The 11,988-nt window shown below is 70.6% G+C and carries 11 protein-coding genes; 10 read left to right on the plus strand and 1 reads right to left on the minus strand.

Translation table 11 applies throughout. The features are described from left to right. Nucleotides 1-244: 244 nt before the first annotated feature. The 8 genes from serB (at nucleotide 245) to QH470_RS29090 (ending at nucleotide 8,921) form a co-directional block, all read left to right on the plus strand. Nucleotides 245-1,501: a phosphoserine phosphatase SerB gene (gene serB / locus QH470_RS29055; protein ID WP_280275551.1), complete on the plus strand. Its 1,257-nt coding sequence runs from the start codon at nucleotides 245-247 to the stop codon at nucleotides 1,499-1,501. A gap of 140 nt (nucleotides 1,502-1,641) precedes the next feature. Further along, the gene (locus QH470_RS29060; RefSeq protein WP_280275613.1) at nucleotides 1,642-2,409 is read left to right on the plus strand and encodes a protease inhibitor I42 family protein; all 768 of its coding nucleotides are present in this window, start codon (nucleotides 1,642-1,644) and stop codon (nucleotides 2,407-2,409) included. Nucleotides 2,410-2,600: 191 nt separating this feature from the next. After that, nucleotides 2,601-3,377, plus strand: coding sequence for a peptidyl-tRNA hydrolase (locus QH470_RS29065; RefSeq protein WP_280275552.1), 777 nt, complete (start codon nucleotides 2,601-2,603; stop codon nucleotides 3,375-3,377). 298 nt (nucleotides 3,378-3,675) lie between these two features. Further along, nucleotides 3,676-4,515: an ABC transporter ATP-binding protein gene (locus QH470_RS29070; protein WP_280275614.1), complete on the plus strand. Its 840-nt coding sequence runs from the start codon at nucleotides 3,676-3,678 to the stop codon at nucleotides 4,513-4,515. Nucleotides 4,516-4,854: 339 nt separating this feature from the next. Then, nucleotides 4,855-5,628, plus strand: coding sequence for an NUDIX hydrolase (locus QH470_RS29075; protein ID WP_280275615.1), 774 nt, complete (start codon nucleotides 4,855-4,857; stop codon nucleotides 5,626-5,628). A gap of 73 nt (nucleotides 5,629-5,701) precedes the next feature. Further along, nucleotides 5,702-6,466 (plus strand): enoyl-CoA hydratase-related protein, encoded by a 765-nt coding sequence (locus QH470_RS29080; RefSeq protein WP_280275553.1) that lies wholly within the window; start codon nucleotides 5,702-5,704, stop codon nucleotides 6,464-6,466. Nucleotides 6,467-6,503: 37 nt separating this feature from the next. After that, on the plus strand, nucleotides 6,504-7,484 hold the full coding sequence (locus tag QH470_RS29085; RefSeq protein ID WP_280275554.1) for a class I SAM-dependent methyltransferase: 981 nt from the start codon (nucleotides 6,504-6,506) through the stop codon (nucleotides 7,482-7,484). A 252-nt stretch (nucleotides 7,485-7,736) separates the two neighbouring features. Continuing rightward, nucleotides 7,737-8,921 (plus strand): THUMP-like domain-containing protein, encoded by a 1,185-nt coding sequence (locus tag QH470_RS29090; RefSeq protein ID WP_280275555.1) that lies wholly within the window; start codon nucleotides 7,737-7,739, stop codon nucleotides 8,919-8,921. 9 nt (nucleotides 8,922-8,930) lie between these two features. On the opposite strand, the gene QH470_RS29095 is transcribed toward QH470_RS29090, so the two are convergent. Next, nucleotides 8,931-10,346 carry an outer membrane protein assembly factor BamB family protein gene (locus QH470_RS29095; RefSeq protein ID WP_280275556.1) on the minus strand — a complete coding sequence of 472 codons (1,416 nt, stop codon included), beginning with the start codon at nucleotides 10,344-10,346 and terminating at the stop codon, nucleotides 8,931-8,933. A 216-nt stretch (nucleotides 10,347-10,562) separates the two neighbouring features. Here QH470_RS29095 and QH470_RS29100 point away from each other — a divergent pair, with 216 nt between their 5' ends. Continuing rightward, on the plus strand, nucleotides 10,563-11,318 hold the full coding sequence (locus tag QH470_RS29100; RefSeq protein ID WP_280275557.1) for an acyltransferase: 756 nt from the start codon (nucleotides 10,563-10,565) through the stop codon (nucleotides 11,316-11,318). Nucleotides 11,319-11,358: 40 nt separating this feature from the next. Further along, complete coding sequence (locus QH470_RS29105) at nucleotides 11,359-11,898, plus strand: DUF1697 domain-containing protein (RefSeq protein ID WP_280275558.1); 540 nt, start codon at nucleotides 11,359-11,361, stop codon at nucleotides 11,896-11,898. Nucleotides 11,899-11,988 lie beyond the last annotated feature (90 nt).

Genomic DNA, 11,988 nt, shown 5'->3' on the forward strand with positions numbered 1-11,988 from the left:
GGCGGGGGGCCCCCCCCCCCCCCCCGCTCGCTCACACGTCAATGTTTCTCCCCTCGGGGGGCCTCCTCCGGGGGGCGGCCGCCCCCCCCCCCCCCCCCCGCGTTTCGGTTTTCGGGTGGCCGCCGAGGCGCCCGGACCGACCTGAGACAATGTGCGGGCCGCCATCGGCGGCCGAGCATGTCACGAGAAACGGAGTTTTCGCTTGAGCACGTCCGAGTCTGATGGCGGTACCCACGAGCCCTCCGTGGTTACGCAGGCTGCCGCCTCCGGGCCTGGCGCGGGTACCGCGGCGACGACCGTGCTGATCACCGTCACCGGTCCCGACAAGCCGGGCGTGACCTCGGTACTGCTGACCGCGTTGGCGCGCAACGGCGTGAGCCTGCTCGACGTCGAACAAGTCGTGATTCGCGGCCGACTGACCCTCGGCGTTCTGGTGAGTTGCCCTCGCGATCCGGAGGATCTGCAGGATCAGCTCGAGGACGCCATGGCCACGGTCGGCATGCAGGTCGACGTCGAGATCGGCGCGAATTCGGTGAGCGGCGCCCGGCTCTCGACCCACGCGGTGGTGGTGCTCGGCAGTCCCGTGACGGCGCGGGCGTTCAGCGTGATCGCGCGCAAGCTGGCCGAGCAGAACGTCAACATCGACTCGATCCGCGGCATCGCCGACTATCCGGTGATCGGTCTGGAATTGATGGTGACCGCGCCGACCGACCCGGCGGCGGAGACGGCGATGCGCACCGTGCTGTCGGTGGTGGCGGCGAAGGAGAACGTCGACGTCGCTGTCGAGCGCGCGGGTCTGGCGCGACGGGCCAAGCGGCTCATCGTGTTCGACGTCGACTCCACCCTCATCCAGGGCGAGGTGATCGAGATGCTGGCCGCGCACGCCGGCGTCGAGGACGAGGTCCGCAAGGTCACCGAGGCGGCGATGCGCGGCGAGATCGACTTCGCGGAATCGTTGCGGCAGCGGGTCGCGACGCTGGCCGGGCTGGACGAGGCGGTTATCGATGAGGTCGCCGAGGTCATCGAGCTGACGCCGGGCGCCCGCACCACGATCCGCACGCTGCGGCGGCTCGGCTTCCGCTGCGGCGTGGTGTCCGGGGGTTTCCGGCAGGTGATCGAACCGCTGGCGCACGACCTGGAACTGGACTTCGTGCAGGCCAATACGCTCGAGGTGGTCGGCGGCAAGCTGACCGGCAAGGTGATCGGCGAGATCGTGGACCGGCCCGGAAAGGCCGTGGCGCTGCGCCGTTTCGCCGCCGAGGCCGGGGTGCCGATGGAGCAGACCGTCGCGGTCGGCGATGGCGCCAACGACATCGACATGCTCAACGCGGCCGGGCTGGGCATCGCGTTCAACGCCAAGCCCGCACTGCGCGAGGTCGCCGACGCCGCGCTCTCGCACCCGTATCTGGATGCCGTGCTGTTCATTCTCGGTGTCACCCGCGACGAGGTGGAGGCCGCCGACGCTCGCGACGGGCTGCTGCGCCGGGTGCCGTTGACCTGAGTCTCCGTGAACGATTGCGAGAGCAGGGATTAGCTGGATGATCGCTCCGGCGCGGTGAAGATCGGCCGATGCGTGCCGCCGATACAGTCTGCCCTGAGTTTGCTCGAACGCCGGAACGATGACTGGAGAACAACGTGCGGATGCCCCTGCTGGTGTTGGTGTCGGGCCTCGCGCTGGTCGCGTGCGGAAACGATGATTCGGGGAACGCGGCGACGGATTCCGCTACGCCGCAGCCGGTTTCGTCGGACGTCCGGATCCCGCTCGGCGGGACGGCTCGCGTGCCTGTCCCGGCCGATGCCCGGATGGTGATCCTGGTCCCCTCCGCGTGGGGCGAGGCCGCCTCCGCGCTGCGCTGCACCGCTGTCGACACGACCACCGGACAGCAAGCCGGACTGCACCCGGCTCCCGCCGATCCCGGCGCCGCCGACTGGGTATCGCTGTGGGCGATCTCGGCGGCCCCGACGGCGACGCTGGAGATCGGCTGCACCGACCCGCAATCGAAGGTGCCCGCGGACGGTGTGCGGGACATCCGGGTGGAGCCGCGCGGCGCCTCCCCATCGCCCCCGGAGGCCGGGACGCCACTGACCGTCACCGGCGACTCCGACGGCAAGGAAATATCGCTCGCGCCCGGCCGCCGGCTCGAGGTGTCGCTCGCGGCCAACCCGAGCACCGGCTACCAATGGGAGCTGGACCCCCTCGACCCCGCCGTCCTCCAACAGACCGGCGACCCGGAATACCGCTCCGCCCCGGGCGCCGACACCGCCGTCGGCGTAGGCGGCACCTCGATCTGGCACTTCGTCGCCATAGCCCCCGGCAAGACCGAACTGCGCCTCGCCAACGCCCGCCCCTGGGAGCCGGGAATCGAACCAGCACAACGCTTCACCCTCCACGTGACCGTCACCGACTAACCCGCAAGCCACCATCCGCAGCGGGTCTTGACGTGACGGTCGCACGGTGGGCGGTGCTGGGTGATGGGAATTTCGGGGTGGGTGCGCTCGCTGTAGGGGCGGGGCGTTCGTCGGGCGGCGATACGCTGAGCAGGGTTGTTCGCGTGATCGGAGTGAGGGTTGGGTGTGGTGGGCGTACGGGGAGCCCTGGGATGACCGATTCGGTTGATGCCGTGACGCGCGGGCTGGACGCGGGATTCATCGCGCGGCACGCGGAATTGGCGCAGGGATACGGCGGTGGCGGCGACCCGGACGACCCCGCGCTGGTGCAGGCGATGCAGATGGTGCTGCACGTGCCCAAGGTCGACCCGCCGGAACGCAGCGCCCTGCTGGCGGCCGCCGCCACGGCGGTGGTGCGGCTGTGCCTGGACCCGCGGGTCGGTCCGGACGGGGAATGGGCCGACCGCTACCTGACGTGGAAGCGCTCCCGCATCCGCAAGGTAGCTCGGCGGGCGAGGGGCGCCCAGTGGCTGGCCGCGGGCGAGGTCGACGGCGTGACCGTCGAGGTCGGCGGGGCGCAGGCGCGTGCCCTGGTGCCCGGACCGGTCGGTGATATCGACCCGCGTATCCGGAAACTCCAGATCGGCGGCACCGACCTCGAGCCCGACGAGCCAGGTCCGCCCGATCCGGAACTTCCGGTGCTATGGGTGAATTCGGATCTGGGTATGACTGTGGGCAAGGCCGCCGCACAGGTCGGGCACGCGAGCATGCTGCTGGCCGGTGCGCTGCCGGTGGAGTGGGCCTACGCCTGGTCACTGCGTGGCTTCCGGTGTTCGGTCCGCGACGCCGGTCCGCGGCAGTGGTCGGCGTTGTGCGACGAGGTTCGCCAGGGTTCGGCGACCGCCGTCCGCGACGCCGGTTTCACCGAGGTGGCGCCGGGTTCGACGACGGTGATAGCCGTCCCGCCCGGCACCGCGCCGGCGGCCTGACGTACCTGCGCCGAGCGGTCGACGCGGCGGCGTGATTGCGGCAGTATCGGGGCACGACTCGCGGAGGTGCGACGGATATGACGACACTGTGGATAGTGCTCGGTATCTGGGTCGTGTGCTCGATTCCGGTGGCATTGCTGCTGGGCCGATTGTTCCGCCGCCCGCGTCCGCGCCCCGGTAGGAGTCCCGAATCACACCGTCACGACGACGATTTGGCACGCGGCCGGCCGCGCGGCCGACTATGACACTTAAGGTGCAAACCGACCACGTTGGGCGCGGTTCGAAGGCGTGGGCCAAGATGGAGCCCGTGCCGCAACCGGATCCCGATCTGCTCATCGACTTCAACGAGGTGACTGTCCGGCGCTCGGGTCACACCCTGGTGGGTCCCGTCAGCTGGCAGGTGGAACTAGACGAACGCTGGGTCGTGCTCGGCCCCAACGGCGCCGGCAAGACCTCACTGCTGCGGATGGCCGCCGCCGAGGTTCATCCGACGTCGGGCACGGCCAACCTCCTGGGCGAGGTGATAGGCCGGACCGACCTCACCGAACTGCGCCCGCGCATCGGGATGTCGTCGGCGGCCGTCGCCAGCCGGGTGCCGCTCGACGAGAAGGTTTGTGACCTGGTGGTGTCCGCGGGTTACGCGGTGATCGGGCGCTGGCGCGAGGAGTACGCCGACATCGACACCGACCGTGCCATCGACATGCTGGAAAGCCTGGGGGCCGAACATCTTTCCGACCGCGCCTACGGCACCCTGTCGGAGGGCGAGCGCAAGCGGGTGCTGATCGCGCGGGCCCTGATGACCGATCCGGAGCTGCTGCTGCTCGACGAGCCGGCCGCGGGCCTGGACCTCGGCGGCCGCGAGGAACTGGTCGAGAAGCTCGGCGATCTCGCGGCCGACCCCGACGCCCCGGCGACGGTGCTCGTCACCCATCACGTCGAGGAGATCCCGCCCGGCTTCACCCACGCGCTGCTGCTGAACGAGGGCAGCGTGGTGGCCCAAGGGCTGCTGGAGGAGGTGGTGACCGCGGAGAACCTCAGCGAGGCCTTCCGCCAGTCGATCACCCTCGACCGCATCGACGGCCGCTACTTCGCCCGCCGCTCACACCGCTTCGGCCGCCACCGCCACCGCCGCGGCTGAACGGGCTCGCGACCTTGCCTGCGCTCACCGCCGTGAGTGCACGAGATCGGCGTTGCACCGGTTTGTCTGCGTTCACTGCTGTGAGTGCACGGGATCGGCGTTGCACCGACCTTGCCTGCGCACACCGCCGCGAGTGCACGGGATCGAACCGGCCTGCCTGCGCTTGTCCGGCCGGGCTTGGGCCTATCGGCTGCGGACATCTGGACGGCTGGGTGGGTTTTGTACGGCGCATACCTGTCGGCGGGTGGCGACCAAGCAGGCGTTAGGGTGCGAGATGTGAGCGAGACTGTTGCCGAGCCCGATTCGACGCCGCCGGAGCCGAGGGACGCGTCCACGGTGATGCTGGTGCGCGACGGCGCGTCCGGTCCCGAGGTGTTCCTGCAGCGGCGGGTGCAGGCGATGGCGTTCGCCGCGGGGATGACGGTGTTTCCCGGCGGCGGGGTGGACCCCTCCGACGCCCAGGCCGAAATCGCCTGGGCCGGACCCGATCCGGTGTGGTGGGGCCGGCGGTTCGGCACCGACGCGGCACGAGCGCAGGCGCTGGTGTGCGCCGCGGTCCGCGAGACGTTCGAGGAGTGCGGGGTGCTGCTCGCGGGACCGACCGCCGACACCGTCGTCTCCGACACCGCCGTCTATCGCGAGGCCCGCGGGCGACTGGAACGCCGGGAACTGTCGCTGGGAACCTTTCTCGCCGAGGCGAACCTGGTATTGCGCGCGGATCTGCTGCGGCCCTGGGCGAACTGGATCACGCCGATCGTCGAGGAACGCCGCTACGACACCCGGTTCTTCGTCGCCGTGCTGCCGACCGGCCAGCGCGCCGACGGTGCGACGTCCGAGGCGCACGAGGTCGCCTGGCGCACGCCCGCCGAATCCCTGCGGCGCTGGCGCGCGGGCCACGACGTGCTGCTCCCGCCGACCTGGTCACAGCTGGTGATCCTCGGCGAATTCGATTCCACCGCAGACATTCTCGCCGCCGATCCGGTCATCGAGCCGATCCAGCCCGTGCTGGGAACGCTCGACGGCAAGCCCAGACTGCAATTCCCGCACAACGACCGCTATTTCGCCGATCTGCCCGACGCCTCCCGGCTCCAAGGCTCGCGCCGTCCGAGCTGAGTGGCGTCCCGCCGGTTCGGGTCCGCCCCACCGCCTCCGGAGCGGGCGTCGTTGCCCAGTAGGCTCCTGCCCCGTGGCCGAATACGTGACCGTGGACCGCGCCGAAGCGGGGATTGCCGTGCTGCGCTTCGCGCGGCCGCCGCTGAACCTGATCGACGTGCAGTCGGCGCTGGAGCTGGCCGAGGCCGCCGACCGGATCGCGGGGGACCCCGAGGTGCGGGCGGTGCTCGTCTACGGGGACGAGCGCGTGTTCAGCGCGGGAGACGAACTGGCGGAACTGGCCCGGCTCTCTCCCGACCAGGCGCGGGCCGTCGCCGGTGACCTGCAGCGGGCGCTCGGCTGCCTGGCCCGGCTGCCGCAGCCGACCGTCGCCGCGATCAGCGGGTACGCGCTCGGCGCCGGACTGGAACTGGCCCTGGGCGCCGATCGCCGGATCATCGGCGACAACGTCAAGCTCGGCCTGCCGCAGATCCACGCGGGCCTGATCCCCGTCGCCGGAATCCGGCGGCTGAGCCTGCTGATCGGTCCGGCCCGCGCCAAGGACCTGGTGTACACCGGTCGTTTCGTGGAGCCCGAGGAGGCCGCGGCACTCGGCCTGGCCGACGAGATCGTCGCCCCCGACGACGTCTACACCGCCGCCCTGCGCTGGGCGCGGCGCTTCACCGAGGGCCCGGCCCGTGCGCTCGCCGCCGCCAAACGGGTCTTCGAGGCCGGTACGCACGGCCACGATCGGGCCCGCGCCGAGTGGTCGGAGCTGTTCGAAACCGAAGACCGCAGCATAGGAACACGTTCCTATTCGGCGTCGGGTCCGGGTTCCGCCGAATTCGTGGGCCGCTGATCTCGGCCCGCCGATCGCTCGAGTACGCTAGCGGACCATGACCGCACGTCCTGCTGACGACCCCGCGCCGAACCCGCACGCCACCGAGGCGGAGGTCCAGGCGGCGCTTGCCGACAACAAGCTGGCCCAGGTGCTGTATCACGACTGGGAAGCGGAGACCTACGACGACAAGTGGTCGATCTCCTACGACGAGCGTTGCATCGAGTACGCCCGTGGCCGCTTCGACGCGGTCGCGCCGAACGCGCCGCTGCCGTACGAACGCGCCCTGGAACTCGGCTGCGGCACCGGCTTCTTCCTGCTGAACCTGATGCAGGCCGGAGTCGCGAAACGCGGCTCGGTCACCGACCTGTCCCCGGGCATGGTGAAGGTGGCGCTGCGCAATGCCGAGCACCTCGGCCTGGAGGTGGACGGCCGGGTCGCCGACGCGGAGACCATCCCGTACGAGGACGACACCTTCGATCTCGTCGTCGGGCATGCCGTGCTGCACCACATTCCGGACGTGGAATTGGCGCTGAAGGAGTGCCTGCGGGTGCTCAAGCCGGGCGGGCGATTCGTCTTCGCGGGCGAGCCGACCACGGTGGGCAACCTGTACGCCCGCAAGCTGGGCCAGGTCACCTGGAAGGTCACCACCGAGGTCACCAAGCTGCCGTTCCTGCGGGAGTGGCGGCGTCCGCAGGAGGAACTCGACGAGTCCTCGCGCGCGGCCGCGCTGGAGGCCGTCGTCGACCTGCACACCTTCGATCCGGCTCAGCTGGAGGGCATCGCCCGCGCGGCCGGCGCCACCCAGGTGCACGCCGAGACCGAGGAGTTCGCCGCCGCCCTGTGGGGCTGGCCGGTGCGCACCTTCGAGGCCGCCGTCCCCGCCGAGAAGCTCACCTGGCGCTACCGGCTCGCGCAGTACCGCGCCTGGCTGGGCTTGAGCTGGGTCGACGAGCGCGTCCTCAAGCACATCGTCCCCCGCCGCTTCTTCTACAACGCCATGATCACCGGCGTGAAGCCGCTCGCCTCCGGGAAGTAGTGCGTCCCAGCATCATTCGCCCGATAGGTGGGCCGTGAACGTGCCGTCGCGCCGCTCTCGGGAGGAAGGACTGTCGGGAGCTGCGGTCGCCCGGCTGGTGCGGATCGGCATCGGAAGTGGTTCGGCGGCTTCAGGGGCTGTGGAATCGGCGGAGAGAAGCGGGCAGGAGTGGACCGCAGCGGGACATCGGAGTGACTCGGTGAGTGGGTACGCGCCCGGTGGCTGGTCGGCCGTCGCGGAGGGAAAGCGGTAATGGGGTATCGGTTCTCGCCGGACGATGTCGCCTATTTGCGTAGTGGCCCTGGGTGTTCCGCATTGGGAGAGGTGGAGCGGCTCGCGTTGACGGCGGGGTCGCTGGTGGGCGATCTGGAGCGGGCGCGGCGTGACCACGGGGAGCGGGCGGCGGCACTCGTGGAGACCGTACGGTTGCGGCGGCGGGCCGCGGCGAAGCTGGAGCGGCCGGGGGAGTGGCTGCTTTCCGACGACGCCCTGCAACAGGCCACGCCGAGTGTGGTCGCGCGACACCGCGCACAGCGGCTGGCGGGCCGGGCCGTCCACGACGTGACCTGTTCGATCGGCGCGGAACTCGTTGCGCTGCAACAGGTCTGCCCGGCGGTGATCGGCAGCGACCTCGACGACGTCCGGCTGGCCATGGCCGCGCACAACCTGTCCGGGTCCGGGAACGTGCTGCTGGCCCGGGCCGACGCGCTCGCTCCGTGTACTTCCGGCACCGTGGTCGTCGCCGACCCGGCCCGGCGCGCGGACGGCCGCCGCACGCACGATCCCGCCAAGCTGCAACCGCCGCTGCCGGACCTGCTCGACGTCTATCGCGGCCGGGATCTGGTCGTGAAGTGTGCTCCCGGACTGGATTTCGACAGTGTCGCGCCGCGCGGGACATGGGACGGCGAGGTGGAACTGGTCTCGCTGGACGGCGCTGTCCGGGAAGCCTGCCTGTGGTCGGCGGGCCTCGCCGAACCGGGCGTCACCCGCCGCGCCACGGTACTCGGCTCCGATGGTTCCTCCTGGTCCCTCACCGACGCCGAACCCGACGACATCCCCGACCGTGCGCCCGGCGAGTGGATCATCGATCCCGACGGCGCGGTGGTGCGCGCCGGACTGGTCCGCCACTACGCGGCGAAACACGCTCTGTGGCAATTGGATCCACGTATCGCCTACCTCACCGGCGACAGCGTCCCCGACGGCGTGCGCGGCTTCCGCGTCATCGACCGCCTCGACTTCCGCGAGAAGCCCCTCCGCGCCGAACTGCACCGCCGCGACTGCGGCGCACTGGAAATCCTCACCCGCGGAGTAGATCTCGACCCGGACGCCCTACGCGCCCGGCTCAAACCCCGCGGCACGCACCCCTACACGTTGGTGATCACCCGAATAGGCCGCGCCCCTACGGTTTTCCTCTGTGAGACTCCGCCGCCCCGTTGAGTCGCCGTTCTACTCGTCCGGCTTGAACGCGAACAGCTCGCCGATGCGGGTCGTCACGACCACATCGCCGTTGGCGCTCACCGCGGTGCCGACGGTCGTGCCCTGGGCGCCGGGGAGGGCCATGGAGGCGAGGGTATTGCCGTCGCTGGTGTCGAAGGTGACCAGGCTCAGCGAGTCGCCGAGCGGGGCTACCGCGTAACCGGTGTTTCCGGCGGTCTGTACCGGCCGGCCGCGCAGTGGCAGATCCTTACGCTCCCAGGCGATCTCGGCGCTGTCGCCGTTGTCGCGCAGCGCCAGCAGGTGGCCTTCGTCGCCGCCGGGGATCAGCAGCCCGTCCTGCGCCGAGACCGCGCCCTGGGGCGCGAAGCCCAGCGGCTGCGTCCATTTCGTGTGCCCGTCGGCGGCGTCGACGGCCAGCAGGCGGCCGCTGTTGTCGCCGACGTACACCGTCTCGCCGTCGCCGGACAGGGTCGGGCTGGTGGCGCTGCCGTCGGTGAGGATGTCGACGCTCCACTCCTGCCGGATCTGCTTGTCCGCGTAGCGCAGCGCGACCAGCGCGCCGGTGGTCGCGCCGGGCCGTCGCACGGTGAGATAGAAGCGGCCGGAGTTCTGTTCCAGCGCCGACACATTCGCGACCGGGCACTGCGGACCGCCGGTGGGGCAGTCGCCGACGCCCTCGCCGTCCGGCGGCCGCGGCAGGCCCGGTTGGCGCAGGAAGTCGGGCTCGCCCAGGGTTTGGAAGGTGGCGGCCGCCAGATTCCCGGTCTGCCGTTCGACCACATCGATCTGTCCGGACTGGGTCACCGACAGCACGTTGCCGTCGCTGGTGAACTGCACCGACACCGGCACGCCCGCGACCGGGGTGCGCCAGCGCGGCTGTCCGAGCGCGTTGAAGGAGAACAGGCCGCCGTTGTCGCCGACGTAGACGTTGTCCAGCCCGTCGACCGCCGCGCCCGCCGCGGCGACGTCCGGCCCCATGGCATTGCAGAACCGCTTGCGGCCCGTCGGCATCTGCAGGGACACGATCGCGCCGGTGACGCCTGGCGTGCCGACACAGTCGGTAGCGAGGCGCGTGGTGACGAACATCTGCCCGCCGGGTCCGATGATTGTCGGCGTCGCCGCCGGTCCGCCGAGCGGCCGGGCCCAGCGCGCGACCAGGTGCCGCGACCCGGTGACCGGGCTGGCGCCGCTGTTGCGGGCGTCGTGATACGCCACCGGCCAGCCCTTGCCGGGGCCCACCTTGATGTCGTCCAATGTGGTGCTGCCGCATCCGGTCAGCGCGAGCAGGCCGCAGGCGCCCGCCAGCGCGGCCGCTCGGCGCGCGGTACGTCGTGCGCGCGCGGGACGGCGCGACGCCGCGCGGTGGTCTGTGGCTGTCCCCCGGTCGTGCTCGCTGCGCGGGGATCGCCGGTTGCCGCTTCGCACCTGCTGGACTCCCATCTGCTTGTACGGGCCTGCACGAGACTAGAACATCGACCCCGCTACCACCGGGCTGGGTGAGCCCGGCCGCGACCGTGTCCGCCGCCGGAATTTCTCCGAGGGCAGCGGGTGCCCGGGCGCGGGGCGAAAGTACCCTGGTACCTCGACGACGACACCGCTGGACGACCGCGGTCGCCCGCTGGACTCTAGGGAGCAAAGTTCGTGACGAGCATGTGGGGCGCACCGTTGCACTCGCGATGGCGGGGGTCGCGCCGGCGGGACCCCGAGCAGGCGCGTTTCCTGACCATGGCATCGCTGCGCTGGGTGCTCGCCAACCGCGCCTACACCCCCTGGTACCTGGTGCGGTACTACCGGTTGTTCAAGTTCCGGCTGAGCAATCCGCACATCGTGCTGCGCGGCATGGTCTTCCTGGGCAAGCGGGTGGAGATCCACGCGACGCCGGAGCTGAGCCGCATGGAGATCGGCAAGTGGGTGCACATCGGCGACGGCAACGCCATCCGCTGCCACGAGGGCTCGCTGCGCATCGGCGACAAGGTGGTGTTCGGCAAGGACAATGTCGTCAACACCTACCTCGACATCGAGATCGGCGAATCCACGCTGGTCGCCGACTGGTGCTATATCTGCGACTTCGACCACCGCATGGACGACATCACGTTGCCGATCAAGGACCAGGGCATCGTGAAGAGTCCGGTGCGCATCGGCCCCGACACCTGGATCGCGGCCAAGGTGACCGTGCTGCGCGAGACCCGGGTCGGCCGCGGCTGCGTGCTCGGCGCGCACGCGGTGGTCAAGGGCGACATCCCCGATTACGGCATCGCCGTCGGCGCGCCCGCGCGAGTGGTCAAGAACCGCAAGGAGGCGTGGGAGGCCGGAGCGGCGGAGCGCGCGAAGTACCTGGCGGCGCTGGAGGACATCGAGCGCAAGAAGAACGGGGTCGGCGCGCCGCAGGCCGGCTGACACTCCGAACCTGTCGGAGGTCGCGAGTACGGTCTGCCCCATGAACCGGTACGCCGCCCTGCTACGCGGGATCATGCCCAGCAACCCGAACATGCGCAACGAGAAGTTGCGGAGCGTGTTCGAGGGGCTGGGCTTCGAGGCGGTGGGCTCGGTACTGAGCAGCGGCAACGTGGTGTTCGGCAGTCCCGAATCCGATGCTGCCGCACTGGAATCACGCATCCAGAAGGCACTGAACGCCGAGCTGGGAATCGGCGGCGGCACCATCCTCCGCAGCCGTGCGGAGCTGCGCGCACTGGTCGATTCCGACCCCTTCCCGGGGCTGACCCACGGGCGCGGCACCTACCTCACGGTGACATTCCTGAAAGACCGCGCGGCGGCCGCACCGGACGCGCTCCCGGCGGGCCTGGCTCCCGCGGTACGCATCGTGGGGTACGACGAGGCGGCCGCGGCCGTGCTCGCCGTCATCGACAACACGGCGAGCACCACGCCCGATCACATGGCGTGGCTGGAAACCGTGTACGGCAAGGACATCACCACCCGTACCTGGCTGACGGTGCAGAAGGTACTGGCGAAGCTCTGACGCCTCGCCCGCGATATCCCCTCCGGCAACAGCTTTCGGGGACGTAGACATCGGCCGGTCCGGGCGGACCGATGGGAACACGGCCGGTAC

Source organism: Nocardia wallacei (assembly GCF_029868745.1).
Lineage (GTDB): Bacteria > Actinomycetota > Actinomycetes > Mycobacteriales > Mycobacteriaceae > Nocardia > Nocardia wallacei_B.

What these genes read in the sequence shown, in the direction of transcription:
- QH470_RS29060 (WP_280275613.1), top strand. Translation starts at nt 1,642, where the DNA reads ATGCCCCTGCTGGTGTTGGTGTCGGGCCTCGCGCTGGTCGCGTGCGGA.
- QH470_RS29065 (WP_280275552.1), top strand. Translation starts at nt 2,601, where the DNA reads ATGACCGATTCGGTTGATGCCGTGACGCGCGGGCTGGACGCGGGATTC.
- QH470_RS29070 (WP_280275614.1), top strand. Translation starts at nt 3,676, where the DNA reads ATGGAGCCCGTGCCGCAACCGGATCCCGATCTGCTCATCGACTTCAAC.
- QH470_RS29075 (WP_280275615.1), top strand. Translation starts at nt 4,855, where the DNA reads ATGCTGGTGCGCGACGGCGCGTCCGGTCCCGAGGTGTTCCTGCAGCGG.
- QH470_RS29085 (WP_280275554.1), top strand. Translation starts at nt 6,504, where the DNA reads ATGACCGCACGTCCTGCTGACGACCCCGCGCCGAACCCGCACGCCACC.
- QH470_RS29090 (WP_280275555.1), top strand. Translation starts at nt 7,737, where the DNA reads ATGGGGTATCGGTTCTCGCCGGACGATGTCGCCTATTTGCGTAGTGGC.
- QH470_RS29105 (WP_280275558.1), top strand. Translation starts at nt 11,359, where the DNA reads ATGAACCGGTACGCCGCCCTGCTACGCGGGATCATGCCCAGCAACCCG.